The organism is Lactococcus garvieae subsp. garvieae, assembly GCF_029024465.1.
Taxonomy (GTDB): domain Bacteria; phylum Bacillota; class Bacilli; order Lactobacillales; family Streptococcaceae; genus Lactococcus; species Lactococcus garvieae.
The window spans coordinates 854,351-878,314 of sequence record NZ_CP118950.1 but is presented as its reverse complement, the minus strand read 5'-3'; the positions used below and the strand labels follow the sequence as shown (position 1 = coordinate 878,314).

At 41.7% G+C, this 23,964-nt stretch carries 19 protein-coding genes and 1 riboswitch; of the genes, 3 read left to right on the top strand and 16 right to left on the bottom strand.

Annotation, left to right across the window (positions count from 1 at the left end):
• Positions 1-12: 12 nt before the first annotated feature.
• The 5 genes from PYW30_RS04360 to PYW30_RS04340 all read right to left on the bottom strand — a co-directional run bounded on the left by PYW30_RS04360 (position 13) and on the right by PYW30_RS04340 (position 6,274).
• The gene (locus PYW30_RS04360) at positions 13-2,670 is read right to left on the bottom strand and encodes an FtsX-like permease family protein (protein WP_042217959.1); all 2,658 of its coding nucleotides are present in this window, start codon (positions 2,668-2,670) and stop codon (positions 13-15) included.
• 4 nt (positions 2,671-2,674) lie between these two features.
• Positions 2,675-3,376: an ABC transporter ATP-binding protein gene (locus PYW30_RS04355; protein WP_042217961.1), complete on the bottom strand. Its 702-nt coding sequence runs from the start codon at positions 3,374-3,376 to the stop codon at positions 2,675-2,677.
• A 114-nt stretch (positions 3,377-3,490) separates the two neighbouring features.
• The gene (nadE, locus tag PYW30_RS04350) at positions 3,491-4,315 is read right to left on the bottom strand and encodes an NAD(+) synthase (RefSeq protein WP_004257848.1); all 825 of its coding nucleotides are present in this window, start codon (positions 4,313-4,315) and stop codon (positions 3,491-3,493) included.
• Between the two features lie 2 nt (positions 4,316-4,317).
• Positions 4,318-4,806 (bottom strand): GNAT family N-acetyltransferase, encoded by a 489-nt coding sequence (locus PYW30_RS04345; RefSeq protein ID WP_014024651.1) that lies wholly within the window; start codon positions 4,804-4,806, stop codon positions 4,318-4,320.
• Positions 4,807-4,810: 4 nt separating this feature from the next.
• Positions 4,811-6,274, bottom strand: coding sequence for a nicotinate phosphoribosyltransferase (locus tag PYW30_RS04340; RefSeq protein WP_042217963.1), 1,464 nt, complete (start codon positions 6,272-6,274; stop codon positions 4,811-4,813).
• A 267-nt stretch (positions 6,275-6,541) separates the two neighbouring features.
• Here PYW30_RS04340 and PYW30_RS04335 point away from each other — a divergent pair, with 267 nt between their 5' ends.
• Positions 6,542-7,129 (top strand): nicotinate-nucleotide adenylyltransferase, encoded by a 588-nt coding sequence (locus PYW30_RS04335; RefSeq protein ID WP_004257857.1) that lies wholly within the window; start codon positions 6,542-6,544, stop codon positions 7,127-7,129.
• A gap of 11 nt (positions 7,130-7,140) precedes the next feature.
• On the opposite strand, the gene rnr is transcribed toward PYW30_RS04335, so the two are convergent.
• From rnr to PYW30_RS04285, 10 genes are all read right to left on the bottom strand, one after another.
• A complete protein-coding gene (gene rnr / locus PYW30_RS04330; protein WP_255204096.1) occupies positions 7,141-9,168 on the bottom strand; it encodes a ribonuclease R in 2,028 nt (675 codons plus the stop codon).
• 57 nt (positions 9,169-9,225) lie between these two features.
• Positions 9,226-10,338, bottom strand: a complete 1,113-nt coding sequence (locus PYW30_RS04325; protein ID WP_042217968.1) for an NAD(P)/FAD-dependent oxidoreductase — start codon at positions 10,336-10,338, stop codon at positions 9,226-9,228.
• An 83-nt stretch (positions 10,339-10,421) separates the two neighbouring features.
• Positions 10,422-11,285: a hypothetical protein gene (locus tag PYW30_RS10700; protein WP_042217987.1), complete on the bottom strand. Its 864-nt coding sequence runs from the start codon at positions 11,283-11,285 to the stop codon at positions 10,422-10,424.
• A complete protein-coding gene (locus PYW30_RS10695) occupies positions 11,237-11,977 on the bottom strand; it encodes a hypothetical protein (protein WP_169740172.1) in 741 nt (246 codons plus the stop codon). The genes PYW30_RS10700 and PYW30_RS10695 overlap by 49 nt, the downstream gene beginning before the upstream one ends.
• 147 nt (positions 11,978-12,124) lie before the next feature.
• The gene (locus PYW30_RS04310; RefSeq protein ID WP_275090569.1) at positions 12,125-12,307 is read right to left on the bottom strand and encodes an adenine methyltransferase; all 183 of its coding nucleotides are present in this window, start codon (positions 12,305-12,307) and stop codon (positions 12,125-12,127) included.
• 150 nt (positions 12,308-12,457) lie between these two features.
• The gene (locus PYW30_RS04305) at positions 12,458-12,979 is read right to left on the bottom strand and encodes a dihydrofolate reductase family protein (protein WP_042217972.1); all 522 of its coding nucleotides are present in this window, start codon (positions 12,977-12,979) and stop codon (positions 12,458-12,460) included.
• 128 nt (positions 12,980-13,107) lie between these two features.
• Positions 13,108-13,275, bottom strand: coding sequence for a hypothetical protein (locus PYW30_RS04300; protein WP_014024645.1), 168 nt, complete (start codon positions 13,273-13,275; stop codon positions 13,108-13,110).
• A gap of 18 nt (positions 13,276-13,293) precedes the next feature.
• A complete protein-coding gene (gene obgE / locus PYW30_RS04295; RefSeq protein ID WP_014024644.1) occupies positions 13,294-14,607 on the bottom strand; it encodes a GTPase ObgE in 1,314 nt (437 codons plus the stop codon).
• 252 nt (positions 14,608-14,859) lie between these two features.
• Positions 14,860-17,997, bottom strand: coding sequence for an SbcC/MukB-like Walker B domain-containing protein (locus tag PYW30_RS04290; protein ID WP_042217974.1), 3,138 nt, complete (start codon positions 17,995-17,997; stop codon positions 14,860-14,862).
• Positions 17,998-17,999: 2 nt separating this feature from the next.
• Entirely contained in the window at positions 18,000-19,172 is a 1,173-nt protein-coding gene (locus PYW30_RS04285; RefSeq protein WP_042217976.1) for a metallophosphoesterase family protein, read from the bottom strand.
• Between the two features lie 186 nt (positions 19,173-19,358).
• On the opposite strand from PYW30_RS04285, the gene PYW30_RS04280 reads away from it, so the two are divergent.
• Together PYW30_RS04280 and PYW30_RS04275 are read left to right on the top strand one after the other, a co-directional pair.
• Positions 19,359-19,820, top strand: a complete 462-nt coding sequence (locus tag PYW30_RS04280) for a GNAT family N-acetyltransferase (RefSeq protein ID WP_042217978.1) — start codon at positions 19,359-19,361, stop codon at positions 19,818-19,820.
• A 98-nt stretch (positions 19,821-19,918) separates the two neighbouring features.
• Positions 19,919-20,860 (top strand): UbiA family prenyltransferase, encoded by a 942-nt coding sequence (locus tag PYW30_RS04275; RefSeq protein ID WP_042217981.1) that lies wholly within the window; start codon positions 19,919-19,921, stop codon positions 20,858-20,860.
• A 51-nt stretch (positions 20,861-20,911) separates the two neighbouring features.
• Here the strand turns inward: PYW30_RS04275 and PYW30_RS04270 are convergent, their stop codons facing one another.
• Positions 20,912-23,587 carry a cation-translocating P-type ATPase gene (locus PYW30_RS04270; protein ID WP_042217982.1) on the bottom strand — a complete coding sequence of 892 codons (2,676 nt, stop codon included), beginning with the start codon at positions 23,585-23,587 and terminating at the stop codon, positions 20,912-20,914.
• Positions 23,588-23,775: 188 nt separating this feature from the next.
• Positions 23,776-23,876: riboswitch (yybP-ykoY riboswitch) on the bottom strand.
• Positions 23,877-23,964 lie beyond the last annotated feature (88 nt).

The following is a 23,964-nucleotide window of genomic DNA, read 5'->3' as shown; positions in this document are numbered from 1 at the left end:
CAGTTTTTTATTTTAATCCACAGACTTTAATGCTCCCAGCATATCGACATTTTTGAGTTTAAGATGGACAACAACACTTAAGCCCAAAGTTGTGGCTAATGTAATGAGTGTGGAAAGCAACAGGTTACTCCATAACAGATTAGGGTTAAACATAATCATATCCGTCGGCAACATGGTGATAATCACATGATGGAAGTAAGCCCCTAAGCCAAAGCCGGCTATTATTCCCATAAAGCTCAGTAAAATCGTCTCACGATAAATGTAGAGTGTAACTTCACGATCATAAAAGCCAAGTACTTTAATGGTGGACAACTCTCGAATTCGCTCAGAAACGTTGATATTGGTAAGATTATAAATAACAACGATAGCCAATAAAATGGCACAGCCAATCAGCACAAACATGACACTATTGATACCGTGCAAAAAGGCATCAATTGTATTTTGTAAATCGCTATTTTGCGACACGGTGAGTGCCCCAGCATTTTTCATAAAGTCAGCCGAAGCTGCTTGACTTTTGGCCTTTGATGCATCTCGAAGTTTCAAGAGATGCGCATTTGCCTTTATGGGTGCGTCAAACAACGATGTATACTGGTTTTGATTCATAAAAATATAGTGCCCCATATACATCTCTGTAATGCCTGCAACTTTTATTTTTACTGTTTTATCCTGTTCTGTTTTTAGCAAAATGGTTTGGCCAACTTTTACTCCAAGCAGTTCTGCCAGCTTTTCACTTACTACTGCTCCTTCTTTTGGTAATGACAGCTTCTCTTTACTTACACGATTGCGTAGCGTTACAAACTGCTTAAAGTTCTCTTCTTTCTCCGGAACCATTAAACTAATATCCTGGCGGTTATCGTTAATCGTTTGATGCAATTGTTCGAAATGAACTGGCGCATAAGACTTGATATTGTCTGAATGTAAAAACTGGTCAAGTTCATCTTGCTCCTGTTTATTCAAGTTATCTTGAGAAACCGCAAGCATATTGTAGTGTAAAATTTCACCAAACTGTCGTTGACTAAGCCCTGAGATAGAATCACGTATACCAAAACCCATGACAAGAAGTGCTGTACATCCTGCAACACCAACGATAGTCATCAACATACGCTGTTTATAACGGAAAAGGTTACGCGCTGTCACTTTATAAGTAAAGCTCATACGCTTCCAAATCGGCTTGATTCTCTCCAAGAAAATACGGGAACCTGCTTTGGGTGGTTTGGCTAAGAAAAGTGCTGCAGGTGCGCCACGCAACTCAGCTTGAGCCACTAAATAAGCTGGCAAAACGGTACAGGCAAGTGCAATAACAAAGGAAACAATCGTCCACATAGGTGAGAAAGTCAAAATCAAACCTGAAAATGTAGAGGAAGCCGAATAAGCGTTAAATACCACATGAGGGAGCACAACATGACCTAAGAGAGCACCTACAGTTGCACCTGCACAGGCTGAAACAGCGCCATAAACGATAAATTTTTTCCGAATTTGAGCATTGGTGTAACCCAAAGCTTTAAGTAAGCCCATATTGCCCCGCTCTTCTTCCACGAAACGTGTCATCGTAGTTAAACTGACGAGAACGGCAATCGCAAAGAGCACGACAGGGAAAATATTAGAAAGGGCATCGATACGAGTGGAATTATCAACGAAGGTTTGATAACCGGGATTTCCTTCTTTACGATTATTCACGGTATATGCTGGAGCTTCCAGCGCTGCCAGTTGATCTTGCTGTTCTTGCAGCTGAGTTTTACTTTCTGCAAGCTTTGCTTTACCTGTATTTAAACTTTCTTGTAGGGCTTGGAGTTGAGGATTTTCACCGGCTAAAGCTTTTTGCTGATTGAGCATCTTCTGCGATTCTTGCAGTTTTGCTTCTTCTGCTTTCAGTTTATCTTGGGCTTGATTTAACTGGGCTTGTGGCTCTTTTTTTATCTCAGCTAAACGCTTTTCAGGTTGTCCTTCCAAGAGTTTTTTGAGCTTTTTTTGGTAATAGTCTGAGCGTTCCGTAAATTTCGGATCGTAGGGACTGAGGCCTTGTGTGCTTTTGAAGCTCAAGCGTGCAATCATATACACATCCGACTGAAAAGCCTCAGGCGGAACAACGGCATAGCCGTTAAGCTGGCCTGTTCCTATATTGGTTGGTCCATACAGGCTTTTATCAACAAATTCACTTGATTTGACAAAGCCGACCAACTTGAACTCATGGTTTTTTAGAAGGTAAGAGCCCTCATTTTTTTCTTCACTTACACGGATTGTATCGCCAAGCTTGTATTTGTCTTGGTAGAGAAAATCAAGGGCAATTTCATTGCTTTTTTGGGGCATTCTTCCCGCAATGAGCGCATAAGTCGAAAGGTTGTCTGCTTGCGAGAAGACACGTAAGGAAGTTTTCTTATCGGGCAGCAAAACATCACGAAAATAACCAAAATCAACCGTTTTGAGTCCATCTGCCTGACGAATAAGCTTTTGGTCAGATGTATTTAACCCCATCGTTGAAGTAATGCTCAAATCCGCCAAGTGATGACGCGCATAGAATTCCTCGGCCGTTGCCCTCATATTTGGGCCAGACATTTTTAAACCGACAAAGGCAAAGACCCCTAAAGCCATGAGAGAAAAAATAGATATGAAACGTCCAAAGGATCCCGTAATCGACCGCCTTATATTTTTATTGAGGGTTTTTGTTTTCATAGAATCACCACTCAATCGTTTCGATATCTGCCGGACTGTCGTTGACCGTAATTTCCTTGACACGGCCATCATGGACATGAATGATTCGATCCGCGATTTGACTAATGGCGGCATTATGAGTCACAATAATCACTGTTGCGCCGTGTACGCGCGACATGTCTTGCAGTATTTTCAGTACGTGCTTTCCTGTTTGATAGTCTAATGCACCGGTTGGTTCATCACAAAGAAGGATTTTGGGATTCTTAGCAATAGCACGTGCAATAGCCACACGTTGTTGTTCTCCTCCCGAAAGTTGTGAGGGAAAATTGTCCAAGCGATGACCCAAGCCGACATTTTGAAGAACTTCTACAGGATCAAGCGCATTTTCAACAATCTCTGAAGCCAGTTCAACATTTTCCTTGGTCGTTAAATTGTTAATCAAGTTATAAAATTGAAAAACAAAACCAACATCACGTCTGCGGTAAGTAATCAGTTCTTTCGCGGATAGCTCCGCAATATTTACACCATCAATTATCACTTGCCCTTCATCACTAGAGTCCATGCCGCCTAAAATATTTAAAATCGTGGATTTACCCGCGCCTGAAGTTCCTAGGATAACCGCAAGTTCCCCTTTTTCAATCGCAAAGTTTACGTGATCATTCGCATAGATTTTTTCTCCACCAGATTGATAGATTTTTGATTCATCTTTTATTTCAATATAGGACATAAAATTCCTCCTGTAAGCGTTTATATTACTCTATTATACCATACTCTCAACCCTCATTTTATTGATTTAAGTATAAAAAAACGCCAGCCTAAAAGCTCACGTCTTCTTCTATTATTATTTCCAAAAATCATCAAAAATGGTAATGGGTAAGTGACGCTTGTGTTCCGTTTTAAGATACCAATTTTCAATTTTTTCCTGTGCTTCAGGGCTAATTGAGCGTCCTTCTGTATAGTTGTCAATATCCTCGTAAGTCACTCCCAAGGCAACTTCATCTGCCAATCCGGGCTTACCATCTTCCAAGTCTGCTGTCGGAACTTTCTCATAAAGAGAAGGTTCTGCGCCCAAAGCAGCGAGTAACATCTTACCTTGGCGTTTATTGAGGCGGAAGAGCGGCAAGAGATCTGCGCCACCGTCACCAAATTTTGTATAAAAGCCTGTGATATTTTCCGCTGCATGGTCCGTTCCCAAAACAGCCCCTTGCATCCCACCAGCAATCCCGTATTGACTAATCATGCGTTGACGGGCTTTGATATTTCCCTTGTTAAAGTCCGAAATCTCCACACCAGTCGCTTCTAAAGCCGCAACTTGAGCATCAACAGCTTCTTTGATATTCACAACTAAACTTTTATCTGGTTTAATAAAGTCCAGAGCTCTTTGCGCATCGTCTTCATCTGCTTGGGTACCATAAGGCAGACGAATAGCTACAAATGTGTAAGCTTCGTTCCCCGTTTCTGCACGCATTTCTTCCATGGCAATCTGTGCCAAACGGCCAGCCAAGGTCGAGTCTTGCCCTCCTGAAATCCCTAAAACATAGGTTTTAATAAAAGGATATTTCTTTAAATAATCTTTGAGGAAGTCCACTGATTTACGGATTTCTTCTTGTGCATCAATCGTTGGTTTAACACCTAGTTCTTTAATAATTTTTTCTTGTAAAGACATATTCACTCCAAAATTTTAGCCATATAAAATTCATCAAGGTATTCATCATTGATTTTAAGAGATTGGCTACGTACTCCTTCAATCACAAAACCGTTTGTTTTATAACATGAAATAGCTGCGCTGTTGTTCATTGCTACTGTAAGCTCTAAACGCGAAATCTCTTCTTTACGTGCCCATTCTTCTAGGGCTGTAAAAAGCCGACTCGCAATCCCTTGACGACGATAATCCTTAAGCACAGCAATGACAATTTTAGCACAATGTTTATTTCGACGGTAAGTGCCACGATAGGCAGCCAAGAAGGCGACTAATTCGCCTTGATCATTGTCGGCGCCCATCAAAAAGTCCGTTGAGGCAATCTGATTGGCTAATTCATGAAGTTTGGTTTTATGTTCGTCAGGTTCAACCAGCATAAAATTATTTTCTTGAAAAATTTCCATTTGGAGCTGACCAAATGCTTCAGCATGTCCTAATTCAATATTTTTTATTCTCATAGTATCAATCCAATTTCATTCCAGAAACCTTGGTGCGTACTTGACTGATCAGACGCATCTTATGGCTCCATAATTCTTGTGATAAGTCAACGGGATAAGGTTGGGGATTGAGGTTGCGCTTATATTCATCCCAAAGTTCGGTCAAGTTGGCTTCAGCAAAAGTTTTGATTTCTTCTAAGGTAGGCAAAGGGTAAACTTGCTGGCCTTTGACAAAAATTTCTTTAAGTAAGGGTTTAGCAGCAAAGTCGCGTACATTTTTATTGATAAAGGTGTGCACGGGATGGAACATGTAGATTTCCTCACTCTGGTCTGGTCTCTCACCGTCAAAAGTAATATAATCTCCCTCAGATTTACCATCACTTTCTCTTGTGATACGCCAGATTTGTTTTTTGCCAGGCGTGGAAACTTTCTCTGCATTGCTGGACAGTTTGATGGTATCTTGCATTTCACCCTGATCGTCTTCCATAGAGACGAGTTTGTAGACAGCACCAAGTGCAGGCTGATCATAAGCCGTGATGAGCTTGGTCCCTACACCCCAAACATCAATCTTTGCTCTCTGCATTTTCAAGTTCAAAATTGTTGACTCGTCCAAATCATTTGAAGCATAGATTTTGGCATCGGTAAAGCCAGCTTCATCCAGCTGCTGACGTACTTTTTTCGAGATATATGCCATATCTCCAGAGTCAATACGGACCCCTTGGAAATTGATTTTGTCGCCAAATTCACGTGCCACACGAATAGCTGCCGGAACACCAATGTTCAAAGTATCATAAGTATCCACAAGGAAGACACAATCTTTGTGTGTCTGCGCGTAGGCTTTAAAGGCTTCATAATCGTTGCCATAGCTCTGAACTAGAGCATGAGCATGTGTTCCACTTGGTTTAATCCCAAAAATCTTAGCCGCACGTACATTACTTGTGGCATCTGCACCACCGATATAGGCCGCACGCGTCCCCCAAATAGCAGCGTCCACTTCTTGGGCACGACGTGTACCAAACTCAAGCAAAGGATCATCACCAATCACAGACTTGATGCGTGAAGCCTTGGTTGCAATCAGTGTTTGGAAATTAATAATATTGAGGACAGCCGTTTCGATAAGCTGACATTCAGCCAATGGTCCTTCTATCTGAACCAAAGGTTCATTGGCAAAAACGAGTTCTCCTTCTTGGACAGAACGGACTGTACCTGTAAAGCGAAGCTGGGCCAAGTAGTCCAAAAAATCCTCAGGATAATCTAATTCACGGAGATAAGAAATATCTGTTTCGGTAAATCTTAGATTGTTTAAGTAATTCACCATGCGTTCCAGACCGGCAAAAATAGCATAGCCGTTTTCAAAAGGCATTGAACGGAAAAAGACTTCAAAAACAGAATTGCGATTATGACGTCCAAGCTCCCAATAGGTTTGCATCATATTTATTTGGTAAAGATCTGTATGTAAAGTTAAACTATCGTCTGGATATAGTGACATGGTGACTCCTTTTATGAGGGACAAATTATATTCTTACTCTATTTTAACAAAATTTGACAGTAAATTGTATTGTCATCACCTGTATTTATAAATATTCAGGGACATTTTTATCTTCATGTTGAAGTTGTCTCAATCCTTCTTAAATTCTTCATGAGTTTAAATTCAATAAATTATTATTTTCTTATTTGAAAATGCTCATATACCTGATGAAAATGGGCTTTTCTGGTATAATATGAAAAGAATTAAAAAGGAGCTGTATACCCACTGATGGAACAAGTAAAAAGAAATAAAATCGGAATTCTCGGCGGTAACTTTAACCCGGTCCACTTCACCCATCTGATGATGGCAGATCAGGTCGCGCAACGCCTTGAATTAGATAAGGTATGGCTCATGCCGGAAGCTCTTCCTCCACATGTTGACGAGAAAAAAACAATATCAGCTGAGCATCGTGTGAAAATGCTAGAGCTGGCGATTGCAGATAGTCCACGCTTATCACTGGAGTTGGGAGAAGTTGCACGCGGTGGGAAATCTTATACCTATGACACGATGAAGCACCTCACCCAAGCTTATCCGGATACTGATTTTTATTTTATCATTGGAAGTGATATGGTGGAATATCTTCCAAAATGGTACAAGATTGAAGCTTTACTAGACTTGGTTCAGTTTGTTGCTGTTCAACGTTCAACCACGGCTATTGAAAGTCCCTACCCGGTCCAATGGGTAGACCTGCCCCTTTCTTTTGCCTCCAGTACTTCTTTACGTCAGATGTTTAAAGACGGAATCGAACCTGCTTACCTCATGCCTCGACCTGTTATTGATTATATTAAAAAAAATAAGCTCTATCTTGAAGGATAGAACTTTTTTTATTATTCTTCGATAATTTCTTCAAAATCAACGGTTCCCTTACGTTTATTAGCAGAAATGACACGAATTTTTAGGACATCACCCATGCGGTAAGTTTTTTCTGATTTTTTTCCTTTGAAAATATCTTCTTCTTCATCGAATTCGATAGCTTCTTCAACACCTGTATGAAGATTAACCGTACGAATCAAACCTTGAACAGTATTTTCGAGCTCCATGAAAAGGCCAAATTTTTGAACACCGGTTACGGTAGCTGTATAAACTTCACCGATATGGTCTTGCATGTATTCCGCTTTTTTCATGGCATCCACGATGCGTTCCGTCACAACTGCACGATGTTCCATGTCAGAAGATTGTTTAGCGATTTCAGGTAAACGTTCTTTCCATTCTTCTTTTGTACGGTTTGAGTGATCTTTGGGATAAAGATGAAGTAAACGGTGCACAATCAAGTCAGGATAACGACGAATCGGACTGGTAAAGTGTGTGTAGTCTGTCGCAGCTAATCCATAATGCTGCGTATTTTTTTCTGAATAAAGAGCTGTCGACATCGTGTGGCGCAATTGATACGTCAGCGTTTTTTCAAAAGCTGTTCCTTTAATCTCTTCCGCAAAGTAATTTACAGCTTCGTGAGAATTTGAACTCAAGCTAAAGCCCGCTTCAGCAGCTTTTTCCATTAATTTGGCAAATGCTTTTTCTTTCGGTTTGTCATGCACACGATAAAGTGAAGGCAATTTTTTCTTTTGGAAATCAAGGGCAACAGTTTCGTTGGCTGCCAACATGAAGGATTCAATCATACGTTCTGCTGTACCACGTTCACGTTTCACAACATCAATCGCATGACCTTTTTCATCCAAAATAACTTTTGCTTCACTTTCGTCAAATTCGATCATGCCACGTTGATGACGCATTTCTTCAAGCAGCGCGTGAAGCTCCCCAGCAATAGCGACAGAATCAACAATTTTAGGGAATTGCTCTAAACTTTCACGATGTCCTTCTTGCCCTTTATTGAGCATTTTGTTTACTGTTGAATAAGTCATACGGTAAGTTGTCTTAATCACGGACGGACCAATCTTGTAATTGATAATTTTACCGGCATTATTGATTTCCATCACACAGGACATTGTCAAACGTTCTTGCGCTTCGTTTAGCGAACAGAGATTATTGGACAGCTTCACGGGTAACATTGGGACGACACGGTCTGTAACGTAGACAGAGGTAGCACGTGCAAAAGCCTCGTCATCCAAAGGTGACCCGTCAGTGACATAGTGAGAAACGTCAGCGATATGAACACCCAGTTCATAATTCCCGTTTTCTAACTTCTTCACATGAATGGCATCATCCAAGTCTTTCGAATCTTCGCCATCAATCGTATAAGTGATTTCTGAGCGGTAGTCGTCACGCCCCGCAAAGTCCTCTTCCGTCAATTCTTCTGGTATTGCTTCGGTTTGAGCCATTGTTTCTGCTGTAAATTCTTGTGGAATTTTCATAGCGCAAAGCACTTCCAAAATGTCGATACCCACATCATCCTTGTGTCCGATAATTTCTAACATTTGTCCTTCAAATGCTTTATTTTCATCAGGATGTTGCGTTACTTTGACGCTGACAACATCACCTTCTTGTACTTCCGGCAGAGGTTGCTTGATGTACAAAGGATCTGTGATTTTATCATTGTAGAGTTGAATCGTGCCTTTATAGCCTGTAAGTTTGCTTTGACGACTGGATAAGCTTTGATAGCTCCCTACAGTTTCCGTCACTGAACGTTTTGTGATTTTGATGATTTGTCCATCTGCACCACGTTTGGCATTTTTTTGATGCAGCACACGAACAAGAACCGTATCTCCATCCATTGCTGATTTGGTAAATTTTGGTGAGATGAAGATGTCATTGCTCTTGTCTATCGCATCGAGTGGGTTCACAAAGCCAAATCCCTTCGGATGCTTATGAAAAACGCCTTCAACTTCGTTTTTTTCTGGTGTATTAATAATTAAATCTGATATTTTTGCCATTATTATCTTTCTGTTTTTTAAATCTATCTTTTCTATTATAACACACCCTACAAGACGTCTTTTGTTTTGAAATGTTTTTTATGCTCATTCTTCTTTTTTATTGATATAGAGATTCATTTCTTTTGTGTAACGGCTCATCTCCCATACTGGATTATCTGTATTTAAATGTTGAGCCAGAAGATGGGCAATGTAAGGACCTGTAGTTAGGCCTGATGAACCTAAACCACTGGCAACACTCAAGCCTTCCTCTTGCTCTATAGGGCCAAAGAAGGGCGCAAAATCAGAGGTATATGCGCGTGTCCCGACACGGTAGCTATAAGCTGTGCCTGAAAAATAATCCTCTTTTAAGAAGCTTTGTACGCCCTTAGTCAGTTGGTCGAAAGCTTCTTGTGTCGGCTCTAAGTCCCACGCTGCTTCATTTTCATGCGTCGCCCCCAAGAGGAGACGGCCATTTTGAAAGGGAATCAGGTCAGCTTCACCTTCTAAGAAAGCCACCGGCCATTTTTCCGTCTCAAATTTGGTTTCAAAAGACAAAAGTTGCCCTTTCTGAGGAGAAACATTGGCTGTATAACCCAGTTGATCCAATAAAGTTTTCAGTGCAGGCCCGGGAGTCAAAACGAGTTCGTCTACTTCCACTCTTGCTTGCGCTGAAGTCACCCACCATTTTGCCTTCTTCTTCTTGACTTGGGCCTCTTCACTTATTACATGCACCCCACGTGTTTGGGCGCGTTCTCGAAGGTGTTGTAAGTAAGCTTTTCCATCAAGCCGTGCGCCACCAGAGATGTACAAACTCTCGACAGGTTTCAGTAAGGGCAACATTTCTGTCGTTTCTTCTGCAGTAAGCTGGCGTATCTCTCCAATCTCAGGTGCCTCTGCACGTCGCTCTAAAGCAAGCTGTTCAAGTTCTTGCAGTGCTTGTGGACTTCTGACAAAGAGCGTGCCACACTTTTCATAAATGTTTTCGTCCAAGCTAAAATCTTTAACCAGCTCCTCAAAAAAAGCAGCACCGTCCCTAGCTAAAGCATACCATTGTTTGTTTCTTCGTTTGGACAGCCAAGGAGAAATAATCCCTGCACTGGCACCTGTTGCCTGATGTTTGCCAGAATCAAAAATTGTAATGTCAAATTTTTCTGTATCTAAGTAATTGGCCAAGGTCATCCCGATGATGCCGCCACCAATAATCGCTATTTTTTTCATAGGTTTATTATTCCATATGGGGCATTTTAAGTCAACTGTCGCTTTTTGTAGAAAAAACTTCCCGTAAATTGGGAAGCTTTGGGTTATTGGTGGATGATGAGGGCTGGGCGTACGCCACCAAGGAGACGGTGGGCCTCACTTCCCCCATCCAAGAAAATAGTGCCTATCAAACCATTTACATGTGGAGTCCTGTGTATCAGCCATGAAGAAGCATCGGGAGCAGCAGGGGTGCGCAGCCACCACCAGCTGTTACGTGCAGCCACACGCTGTGCAGTGTTCGGGAAAGGACCTGCTTCGGTTGACAGGTGGATAACATCTGCCAGTGAAAGCGCAAAGGCTTGGGGCGTGCCAGAGCTACTCACAGCTGTTCTATCTGCTCTGACAGCGTCAAATACAGGATTTGTTACCCACCCTGGAGGTAGCCAAACTCCATAAACCCCAGGAGAACCTATGCTAGCTAAAATTCCTGGTACTACTGCTGGTATAGACACAGGTTGAACCATGGCCCTAACCTCAGCATCAAGTCCACTGAACCAGTTGCTCAGGACTTGAGGCTGGTCGTTGAAACTTGTATTGCGGATAGCTTCATGTCGGATGATGAGATGGTCAGCACCTTGTTGCTCAAGATAGAGGTACTCTTCCCCTGCCATGGTGAAGACCCGGCCAGGAAGCATAGTGTCAAAGTTAAAATCTGACGGTGGAGAGTCAACCTCATAACGTGGGTTGCTTGTTCCCGTTTCATTCATCGAGTTGTTCTTAATTCCTGTAAGGAAAGCTTCTAAGCGGCTGTCGCCACCTGGGAGAAACTCCTCACTGTTATCGGGACTGATCAGCTGACTATCGACATGGATACCATAATAATAACTGCCGTTAAAGACTGTATCTTCGATAGCCTCCGTCAGTTCTGCAGCATCCAGAAGGTAAGAGCTGGCGTTTCCGGGCTCCAAGAGCGAGGCCCAATAGGCCCAACCTGTGGTGTGGTCCACGACCCAGAAGTCACCGATTCCCCCGGCCAAATCCCTGCACTGTTATCAAAGGTATCCCCACTTGACCAGTAGGCATCTGTGCCATCCCCAGGGTGGGTGGTGCCATCGGTTGTCCCATCGGTCGCCCCTGCGCCTGCGATATAGTCCCGGGCATGACCGGCAGCTGCTGTCCTTAGGTCTAAGTTATCATGGTTGAAGGTTGGCATGTACCATGGGGCTGTCTCTCCTTCACGGCTCCAGCCAAAGGTCAGCTGAGCGTAGCGGTTAAAAGCGCTGGAGTTTCCCGTATCGGCACGCTGATTGATATTGTTTGCGCTTGGAATCCAAGTAATCCAAGTCGCTAAGTTGTCCCGTTCACTGCCAGGGACGAGGGGTGTAAAGTCCTCTTCTCCTCTTTGGTACTCCAAGAACTCGGACAGGCGGATACAGGCCATGATGGGCCGTTCGCCATAGTTTTCCACAAAGACATCCTTGTTTTCGGTGTCTCTGTTGTAGTAGTCGTGGACACGGCCACCGACATTGACCTGTACAGTGTTTTCTCGGTCATTGATGGCTTGTTGGTTGAAGGCCTGGAAGGCCATGGTCCCTCCGATTAAGCCAAGCAAGGAGAGAATGGCGATGTTCCGTAGTTTACGTTTCTTTTCTGGTGTCATAATAATACCTTTTCCCTTTCTTTGTCTTTCTTTATGATTCTTTTTTTATCTTTACTTCTTTTAACCTGACCCTCAGCTCTAAGGGTCAGGGGACGGAAAAAACGCTCCAGTGGTCCAGAGCGTTTTGGGGCAAGCAAAAAGAGGCGGTTATCTACCGCGTGCTGTGCTGTGCTGTGCTGTGCTGTGCTGTGCTGTGCTGTGCTGTGCTGTGCTGTGCTGTGCTGTGCTGTGCTGTGCTGTGCTGTGCTGTGCTGTGCTGTGCTGTGCTGTGCTGTGCTGTGCTGTGCTGTGCTGTGCTGTGCTGTGCTGTGCTGTCTGATTATAAGTCATAGCATTTCCCTCGTCAAGTCTTTTGTTATCACTAAGCAACATAAATAACATTTATATAATATTATTGTAATGTTTTTCTTATGTTTTTCAAAATAATATCAGAAAAGCACCTCTTTATGAGGTGCTAAGAGATGCTAGATACTTTTTTCCTTATTTTGCTTTCGTTTTGCGCTTATAAGCCAGCTCAACAAATTGTCCGTATCTTGTGGTCCCTTGTAACTCTAAGTCTGCCGCATATTTCCCTTGTGGAAAGAGCGGAATACCTTCTCCTAAGATAACTGGAGCAATTGTTACTTGATACTCGTCGATAAGATCAGCTTCCATGAAGTCTTTAATCAGCTGACCACCCCCAACTAACCAGATTTCTCCTTGAAGTTCTTTGACAAATGATGTGAGATTACTTGGATGCACAAACTTAATATTTGCTTTGTCTTCCCAACTTTGTCTTGAAAAAACATAAGTCATTTTATCTTCATAGGGCCATGTTTCTAGCTTTTGATCTAAAAGCCATTGATAAGTTCTGCTGCCCATGATGACAATATCCACAGATGAGAGAAATCTCGAAATGCCATTATCCCCTTCTCCTTCAACAGCCATCAGCCAGTCCAGACTATCCTGCTTATCAGCGATATATCCGTCTAATGTTTGGGCGATAAAAAGTTTTACTGCCATGTTCTCTCCTTTTCCTTTCTTAAGTTGCTTCATTTAGATTAGCAAGACTAAATCATAAATTCAAGCTACTTGTTCTTGTTTTCTATCATGTTATAAAAATAAAAACCATGAAAAACATGGTCTTCTTTTTATTCATCTTCTTTTTGATTGGTTTCTTGTGCAGCTTTAGAGAGGCGGAGTTTACCGGAGGGATTATATTTCTTAATCAAAGCATCAATCCGTTCGTCTGTCCAAAAATCTGCTGAGGCAATAAATTCACCGTTTTCATCACGGTCAGAAATAATCTTAAAGCCCATCTCAATCCTCCTACACTATTAATCTACAAATTCAAACTCAAATTTCTCGATACGTACCAAGTCACCATCACGTGCACCTGCCGCACGAAGTTGTTCATCAACACCCATTGAACGGAGTTGACGCGCAAATTTCATGACAGATTCGTCACGGTCAAAGTTAGTCATCTTGAAGAGTTTCTCAAGCTTAGTACCAGACAAGCGCCAAGCGGCATCATCATCACGTGAAATGCTGAATGGTTTTTCTTCTTCTTCAAAGCCATAATATGCTTCTTCATCGATGAAGTCCTCGTCTTCATACAACAAGAATTCTGGAGTTTCAGCCAAGAGTTCACTTGTACGTGCCAAAAGACCTTGCAAGCCTGTTTTTGTCAGACCAGAAACTTCAAAGATTTGAGGCATTTCTTGCCCTTCTGGTAGATTTTCAGCTAACTTTTTCTTGAAATCTGCAAGAATCTCTGGCGCATCTGGCATATCCATTTTATTGGCCACAATCAATTGTGGGCGTTCAAGCAAGCGAAGATTATAACTTTCCAATTCCTTATTGATGGTTACATAATCTTCATAAGGGTCACGTTCTTCGATCCCTGACATATCCAAAACATGCAAGAGAACCCGTGTACGCTCAATGTGACGTAAGAACTGAATCCCTAATCCAGCACCCGAATGTGCCCCTTCAATCAGTCCAGGCATGTCCGCCATAACGAAGCTATCACCGTAGCCGATTTGGACCATACCAATGTTTGGAGTGATGGTAGTGAAATGATAAGCGCCAATCTTTGGTCGTGCATTAGAGACAACACTCAAGAGCGTTGATTTACCCACAGAAGGGAAACCAACTAAACCAACATCAGCAAGGACACGCAATTCAAGCATGAGCCATTTTTGCTCCCCAGGTTCGCCATTTTCAGCAACCTCTGGTGCTGGGTTACGCGGTGTTGCAAAGCGAATATTTCCACGTCCTCCGCGACCGCCTTTAGCAACAACAAACTCTTGACCCTTGTCAATCAAGTCCACAATTACTTGACCTGTTTCGTTGTCTTTGACTGTAGTTCCTTGCGGTACTTTAACAATCAAATCTTCTGCTCCGCGTCCGTGCATCCCTTTGTTCATACCTTTTTCACCTGGTTTCGCACGGAAAATACGATTGTATTTAAAGTCCATCAGAGTGGAAAGACCCTCATCTACACGGAAGATGATATCGCCACCACGTCCGCCATCGCCACCAGCAGGTCCACCGTCTGGTACATATTTTTCACGACGGAAAGCAACTGCTCCGTCTCCACCTTTACCAGCTCTTACTTCAATTCTAGCTGTATCTAAAAACAAGCTCATTTTTATTTTTCCTATTTCTTCCTAAAAGCATACGCTCTTCTATTTGGTTCGAGTTCGATTTTCCAGCAGGACTAAACTTGATCATTTTTTACTGCTGTTTGCTGGAAAAGCTTTTTCCCATACATCTCACTCCACACTCCTTTGTGAGTAGAGTTTTGAACTCTACTATTTTACCATATTTCGCTGTTTTTCTCAAAAGAGTACTTTGGAAAGCAATAGGAACTTTTTGTCTTGCTTTCAGACTAAAATATTTTATTTCGAAAAGAGTTTTACCTGACTTCGTCCGTCTCCTACTTTTTCGACACGCAGTTGTTGTGCAATAGAATCTTTCATTTCTTCTACATGACTGATGAGGCCAACAAGACGGTTTTCTCCTATTTGTTCTAATGCCGTCATGGCTTTTTGGAGCGTTTCTTGATCAAGTGAGCCAAACCCTTCATCGACGAAAAGTGCTTCTATTTGAACCCCTTGCGCAGAGTTCTGCACCACTTCACTTAGTGCCAATGCTATTGACAGAGCGGCAATAAAGGTTTCTCCACCGGATAAAGTATTGGATGAGCGTGAGGCGCCTGTTTCATTATCATAGATGCTGATATCTAAGCCATGATCACGTCTTTTATTGGCGGATTCTTTGGCTAACTCAAAGCGGTAACGGTTATTTGAAAGTTGATTGATGAAATGCTGGTTAGCATAAATCAAAACTTTTTCTAGATAATGTTGGACAACAAAGGTTTCAAGCTTGAGCTTATCTCCTGATTTTCCTGCTACCGCATTGTAGAGCTTGGTTATTTCACGCGCCTTATCTGCTGCCTTACCCTGTGTTTCAAGTACTTGTTTAATCTTAGCAACAGTTGTTTCGAGTTGCTGGCGTGTATTTGAGAGCTCAATAACTGTCTTTTGTGTCTGACTATGGCGTGCGTTTAAGGCTTGCTTTTCCTCTCTCAACTTCGTAAGATGAGGTCTTTGCTTATCATTTAATTTTTCCTCATACTCAGCTAATGCACGATTCAAGCGTTTTTCCTCAAGCTCATAAGTATTAATAAACTTGGAAATTTCAGGCAGTTTATCCTCTGAAAGCCATTTTTTCAGTGTGGCCAAATCATTGGTCCAAGCATTTGGTGCTGCCAATGCTTTTTGAATCATGCCCTGTCCTTCTTGAATCTTCAGCTTTTGCTCTTCAATACGCGTCAAACGTTCATCATGTTTCGCTTTTTGCTCTGCATAACGCTTTTCAAGGACCACTATCTTCTCGCGTACCTCTTGGCACTCCGTGTAATAGTTGTCAACTTCTTGGCGCAATGCTACCTTCTGCTCTTTTAGAGTTTGGCTGGGTTGCAGTTGCCCAAACTCAGCCAAACTTTGAACTACTGTTTCGAGCTGTGCCTTGACTTTATCGCTTTCCTGTACAAGTGCTTGACGTTCGGCTTCTATTTTTTCTACTAAAACACAAAGCTTGTCTTTCTCCAGAGAACATTCTTCTTGTGCAATGCTTTTTTGCTTATAACTGTCTTCTCTTGCTTGAAAAATGTTACTGAGCTCTTGGCGATTAAAAACTTCAGGAAAACGGCCTTCATGTGTCTGGCAAAACTGACGGTAAGCTTGGTCAAACTTCTGCTGCGTTTCTTGCAATGCTTCAGCTTTTTCTGCAGCCTTTTTTTGAGCCCTTTCAAGTTCGCTTTGAGCCTTTTCTTGTCTTTCTTCTGCTGCAGCAAAGGCTTCTTGAGCTTTATCCACTTGTTGCATGGCTTCTTTTAAGTCGCTGTCAGAAACATCAAGCTTAGCTTGTGCTAAAGGATGCTCTATAGCACCACAAACTTTACAGGGCAAGCCATCTTCAAGTTCCTTTTGTAGTTGAGCAATCATGAGACTTTGGCGTAATTTTCGCTTTTCTTGATAGCTTTCCTGTTTGAGCATGAACTCTTGCTCCAGTTTTGTAATGTTTTCCTCCGCAACATTTAAATCTTCTTGGGCTCCTTGATTTTCTTGTTTTAAGCGCTCCAAATATTCTGCTAAGGGAGAAAGTTGCTGGTGAAAGTCCAATTTTAGACGGCTCAAGGCATCTTTTTCCGCCTGCAAGACACCCTCCTCAAGGAGTTCTTTTTGCAAGTGCTCAAGTTTGGTTTGTGCTTCCTTAAGGGGCGCATCTGTCTCCCTTTGCTGAAGCTGCAAGTGAACAACCTTTTTCTCAAAGTCCTGTTTCTGACGGATAAGTTTTTCTGCCTGCTCGGCTTGCGTAATCGTCCGAGTCAGCTCTTCAATCGCCTTATCTTTTTCTTCAAATACTGAAGCTTTCTGACCTAAGTCTTGCTCATGTTTTTTCACTTCTCCAAGTGTTTTCTGCTCTTTCTCGGCCTTTAAGCGATACTCAGCTTCACACACTTCGTTGGCTTCTCGTTCTTTTTCAACTTCTTCCAAGTCACGCAAAACATCCTTAAATTGTTGCGCCCAGCTGCGTGCTGCGTAGGCTTTTTTCTGTTGCTCATAAAGCGTTGCTTGTTCTACAATTTTTTCCTGGTATTCTTTTTGAGCCTTTTCTGCTTCAAGGAACTCCTGCTCCAGAAGCAAGGCTTCTTCATAGGCTTTATCAGCGGCTTCTACTTGTTGCTGCGCTATTCTTGCTAAGTCACGAGCATTGCTTTCTTGCAGCTGCTTTTGCTCCAGAAATTCTGTCGCTTTTTTAAACTTTTCATTCTCTGGACATTCATCCAAAGTCTTGGCTTCTTCCTCTGTCCAGACAGAAGAGCTATACTGGATTTGTAAGATTGAATCAAGAGCTGCGTTTTCTTGATTATTTTTTGTATATTGATTACGCACTTCCTCGGAAAAGACCGTAAAAATTGCTGTACCAAAAATTTTCTTCAGGATTTCTTCTTTTTCATTGGTGGCGGATTTTAAAAAGCGTGAGAAGTCATTTTGTGGCAGTAAAATGATTTTCTTGAACTGCTCGGCGCTGAGATTTAAAAGGCCATAGATTTCACTGGCAACATCGACCGGTTTTGTGGCCAAGCTGGCTTGCTCTGTACCAAATACTTTATCTACAATGGCTAAGCGGGCTTGACTTTTTTCCGTCTTAGTCCCTGTTCCTCTTTTCTTAAAGACTTCTTGCTCGGGACAACGCTGTACTTTATAAAGAAAGTTTCCCTGCTCAAAATAGAAAGTGACTTCTGTACGTTGGTCGGGTTGCGCAAATTGGCTGCGCATCTCCCGCGCTTCACGATCCCCTGTCGTCTTGTCAAAAAGAGCATAAGTCATTGCATCAAAAATCGTAGATTTTCCAGCACCTGTATCCCCGCTGATCAAAAATAATGGTGCCTCATCTAAGGACCTAAAATCAATCTCAGAGTGTGCATGAGGCCCGAAATAATTCATTTCTAAGTAAATTGGTTTCATGTCTACTTCTCCCCTCTCAAGTCAATAAATGTTTCTTCGATAAAAGCTTGCTGAAATGGACTAAGGGCCTCTCCTGCTACTTGTTGGTAGAAGTTTTGTACGATTTCTTCCTCACTCATCATTTCCACATTTTGATGAGTTCCTTGCTCTATAGTATGCGCTTTATCTTCATAATCCAGTTCGACAATTGTGCCATAGATTTTCTGAAGTTGGGCACGTAAATTTTGCCCAGCATGAGCAAAGCGGTCAAAGTTTTTGATACATATAGCAAACCAAGCAGACGCCAAAGGTTGTTGCTGATAAAACTCTGGATCAATAAGTACTTCCCACTCTTCAGCAAGAGCAATCAAATCTGTCTGCGGTTGAATTTCAAAAAACTCTGTCTCGACCTTATCGGTCACATCGACGATATAATAACCTTTTTTGGTTTTCGCTTCTTTGATATTAAACTTGACAGGACTTCCTGAATAACGTACTGTAGCGCTGGGTGAGGCCTGATGTGTATGAATATGCCCCAAGGCAACATAATCAAAATTCGCAAATTGTTGAGCGGTGACAGTAGCCAATCCCCCAGCTTTGGACTTGGTTTCACTTGTCAGCTCAATCTCCTGATCTGCAGAAGGACTCACAGCAAAGTGAGTCACTAAAATTTGTTTTTTCTCAGGAAGAAAGTTTTCTCGCATTTTTTCAAGCACCAGTTCCAATGCTTGAGAAAGAGTTTTGATTTCTTTCACTTCCTCTTCCGGCATCCCCGCTTGCAAAAAGTAAACACGGGCATCAGCAGGATCAAAATAAGGCAGTAAGAACATTTGGACCTCCGCTGTTTCGACAGGTACAAAAGCTTCTTCTAATAAAGTGTTCAAATGCAAATGGTTAAATTCCATCCACTCACGTCCATAATTTAGGCGACGTGCACCGTCATGATTTCCCGAAATTGCATAAATAGGAAAATTTTCCTGAATATTCATTTCTCGTAACATTTCGTTAAAGGCCGTCACAGCTGCCGCGCTTGGAACTGTCCGGTCATAAAGATCCCCTGCAATGATGATACCGTCAACTTTTTCTTGCTTGGCTGCGGCAAGCATAATTTTAAACGCATGTCTTTGTTCTTCTAAAAGACTCCAACCGTTCAAGGTTCTACCAATATGCCAATCTGATGTATGTAAAAATTTCACTAATTTCAGCCCTTTTCTACTTTTTCGCTTCCTCTATTATACCTCATAAAAGTGAAAGACAAAATAAAGGGGAAATTTCTCCATGTGGACAAGACTTATTCATCCCTTCCTTATCCTCGCCCTATGGTATAATTGAGGAAAAACAAAGCTCATCCGCGCCAGATATTTTTAATCTTAAGGAGATTTATGGTAAAACTTACGGAAATGACAGAAGAAAGATTTCAACACTACATGCTCTCTGCCGTAGAAACTTTTGCTAAAGAAAAGGTCCTAAATGGTACTTGGACTGAAGAAGATGCTCTTTCAAAGGCTCAGGCACAATATAATTTACTCTTACCTGAAGGGCTCCAAACACCCAATAACTATTTTTATTCCATCCTTGAGAAAGAGGAGTTCATTGGTTATATTTGGATTGCTCAAAGTACAGACAATGCTCATTCTGCTTTTATTTACGATTTCGAAATTTATGAAGAATTTCAAAATCAAGGTTTCGGCTCTAGATCTCTTGAATTAATCAGTTTTCAAGCAAAGCAACTTGGCTTTTCCTCCCTAGCTTTACATGTCTTCGGAAGCAACTCTAGGGCTTTACATGTCTATAAAAAAATGGGTTTCGAAATTACTGATATTAATATGCAAAAAGAATTGTAATTTTACTTTTCACTGAGGGGGAGTTAAGTACTTAGTTTGGAGCGCTGTCTTTCTCTCCAACTAAGAAAGGCTCCTTTTTTTGTGATATAATTCTCATTATGAACGTCAAAACTTTTCTTAATTTTACAAGAATCCAAACCTTGCCGGTGGCGTTGCTTTCGCCACTTGCGGGAATTATGTTTTCACTATGGTATTTTCACTCTTTCCATCTTTTCCCCACCCTCCTTTTTCTGATCGGACTTGCTGCCATCAATCTTTTTGTTTCCGCATGGAATAATTTGATGGATTACCATAAAGCGCTGGATCCAGAATATAAAACCCAGCAAAATATCATCAGCAATCGTAATATCAACCCTAAGTTAGCACTAAAAATTTGTCTGCTTTTTCTTTTCATCGATATCGTGGTAGGGCTTGCAGTTACGATTATCACTAATCTTGCTATTTTACCCGTTGGCGGACTTTGCTTTCTGGTGGCAATCTTTTATACCTATGGTCCCTTTGCTTTCAGTCGTTTCCCTTTAGGTGAAATTTTAGCTGGCCTTTGTGAAGGATTTTTCGGTTTCTTTCTTGCTGTTTATATTAATTCTTATGATTTACAGTACTTTTTCATTCAATTTGACGGCTGGAAAATGAACTGGACGTGGGATTTTTCTCAACTTCTTCCCATTGTTCTCATAGGTATTCTGTGTTTTTGTCAGAATTTCAATGTCATGCTTTCCGATAACATTTGTGATTTGGAACAAGACATCCGCAATCAACGCTTCACCTTACCTTATTATCTTAAAGTTCCTGCGAGTTTAGTGCTTTATAAAGTCATGTACATCATCCCTGCTTTTTGTGTTGCTCTAGCGATAATCTTAGGTATCTTGCCTATATGGTCTGTCTTGATGCTGCTCATCCTCTTCGAGTTGATTCCTAACATGAAGAGATTCCTCCACAAGCAAGTCAAAAGCGAAACCTTTCATTATCAAATTAAAAATCTAATTCTTTACAATGGCAGCTTGGCTTTGACTCTGTTTATTGCTCTTATCTTTAACTAAAAAAACGCTCCACAAGATGAGGAGCGCTTTTTCTTTTTTCTTAAAGGATGATTACCCTACTTTATTGACTTTGGCTTTTGCTTTTTTCTGACTAACAAGAACACGAAGTGCTTTGATGATTTCCATCATCAATACAGCACCTAAAGCAAGACCAGCAGCAAGCAACCAATAGTGCATGCTAAAGTTTGCCGGAATGCTGAAGAATTCACGTGTGAAAGGTAAAGTTGTCAAGCTGTAAAGTCCAAGACAGAATACCACCGCACCTAAAACATATTTGTTAGAGAAGAGGCCCAATGAAAGGATGGTTTGTGAATTGGAACGTGCTGTGAAAGTTTGTAAGCTACGTGCCAAGATGAGCGTTGTGAAAGCCATAGCCACACCCAACTCATCTGAAACTTGCATCCCGATATATTGAGAAATAATCGCAGCAACACCAATCAATACTCCACGTACTGCAACATTTGCCATCAAACCGCCTTCGAAGATACCTTCATCAGAAGGGCGCGGTTTTTTCTTCATGACATTGGGTTCTGCTTTTTCCATACCCAAGGCAATCGCTGGTACAGAGTCATTTACCAAATTAATGAAGAGCAATTGCAAGGCTGTAAATGGACTTGCCCAGTTCATGACTAAGGCAAAAACAATCGTGATAATCGCCCCTAAGTTACCTGAGAAGAGGTAACCAATTGACTTTTTAATATTATCATAGACTGTACGTCCAACGGCTACAGCATTGACAATAGATACGAAGTTATCATCGGTCAAAATCATTGATGATGCATCTTTTGCAACATCAGTCCCTGAACCCATAGCAATACCGATATTGGCTTGTTTCAAGGCTGGGGCGTCATTGACGCCGTCACCAGTCATTGCGGTAACATTTGCTTTCTTCTGCCATGCGCGGACAATACGTATCTTGTTTTCTGGGGATACACGCGCATAAACAGAGATTTTCGCCAAGTTGTCGTCCAACTCTTGCTCTGACATGGCATCTAATTCTTGCCCAGTCACAGCAATGTCGTTTTCGCCAAAGAGCCCGATATCTTGTCCAATCGCACGCGCCGTTGTTTTATGGTCACCTGTAATCATCACTGTGCGAATACCTGCTTTTTTAGCTTCCGCAATCGAGTCATAAACAGCTTCACGTGGTGGGTCAATCATGGCTGTTAAACCAATCAAGATCAGGTTATTTTCATCTTCCAAATCCAGAACTTCTTTGTCTTGCGCCAAAGGTTTGTAAGCATAAGCCAAAACACGAAGTGCTTTATTACTGAATGCTTCATTTTGTTTTTGGAATTCTGCTTTTAATTCTTCGGTGAAATCTTGGACTTCACCGTTGATAAGAACTTTCGTACAACGTGCAAACATGACATCTGGTCCACCCTTAGTCAACATGAGTTTTTCATCATCAATAAGGTTAATGGTCGACATCAACTTACGGTCAGAATCAAAAGGAAGTTCTGCTAAACGAGGATAAGCGTCACGCAGTTCTTGATAAGGTTTACCCACCTTGTTGCTAAAGGCAATAAGTGCAACTTCTGTTGGATCGCCGAGCTCTTGTCCTTCTTCATTGATACTTGAGTCATTACACAGGACAGCTGCTTCAATCAGCAGTGCTTCGTCCGTCGTCCAAGTTTCTGGCTGATCAGGGAAACTTTCTTTTTTGGTTGTAGGTAAAAAGTAATCGACAACCGTCATTTTGTTTTGAGTCAATGTCCCTGTTTTATCCGTACAGATAACACTTGTTGAACCTAAAGTTTCAACTGCAGGCAACTTACGAATGATGGCATGTTGTTTTGCCATTTTGTTTGTCCCTACTGAAAGAACAATGGTTACAATCGAAGAAAGAGCCTCTGGAATAGCGGCAACAGCGACAGCAACGGCAAACATGAAGGCATCTAACATCTTCACTTCAATATTTGCACCGTCTCCAGCAAAGAAGATACGTGCCGCTTGAATCGCAAAGATAGCAACAGAGAGGATCAGGATAGCAATTCCCAATTGTTTACTGAATTTCTCCAGTTTTTGTTGCAAGGGTGTTTGTTTATCTTCAGCTGTTTCAAGGAGCGTGGCGATCTTACCAATCTCTGTTTGACTTCCTGTACCGGTAACGATAAATTCTCCACGGCCATAAACAGTGAGCGCTCCGCTGTAAAGCATATTTTTACGGTCACCTAAAGGAAGCTCTCCTTCAAGCGCTACATCTGTCTTTTCAACTGCTTCAGACTCACCTGTTAACATGCCTTCTTCTACACGCAAGCTCTTACAGGTCAGTACACGTCCATCAGCAGGAACAAAGTCCCCTGCTTCAAGTAAGACAAGGTCACCCACAACAAGTTCTCGCGCTGGAATGGTGATTTTTTCACCATTACGTAACACTTTTGCATGGGGCGCCGAAATTTGTTTCAAAGCATCCAATGAACTTTCTGCTTTTTTGGTTTGAATCACAGTGACGATTGAGCTGATCAATACTACACCCAGGATGATGCAGGCTTCAACCACTTCGCTTAAGGCCAGCTGAACAATGGTAACAATCAGCAGGACAATGACCATCGGGTCTTTAAAGGTGTCCAATAAAATTTTCCAAGTGGGAACTTTGTCTTTACTTTTCAGCTCATTAAAGCCGTCTCGTTCTTGTCTTTCTTTGACTTCTTGCTCCGTTAGACCTTCAACGGTTGCCTGCAATTCTTCAAGGACAAGCTCTGTTTCTTTGTTGTAGAATTCCATTTTAGCTCCTTCTCCAATAGTTAAATATGACGCTTGATATCAAAAGCAATATTTTTTGAATCGAAACGAATAAGACGCTGTGGTAATCGATAGGTAGTATGACTTTCCCTCGAGCATGAACATCTTTCAATGTCCTGTATGTAGCGTATTAAAAAGACCCCTGCCAAAAAAATGGCAAAGGTCTTGCTAAACATGTCATATCCATGTCAACAAAGCCGGTGAGATAAATGCTCACGGAATGACGACTTTGTTTCGGTTTGCACCGACGCTACTCCCCTTTGGGAATTCATATTCAATATTGTTCTCTAATAATAACAAATTCCCTTAGCAAATGCAAGAATTGGACTTAGACATACCACAGAAAGTTTCATTGTGTC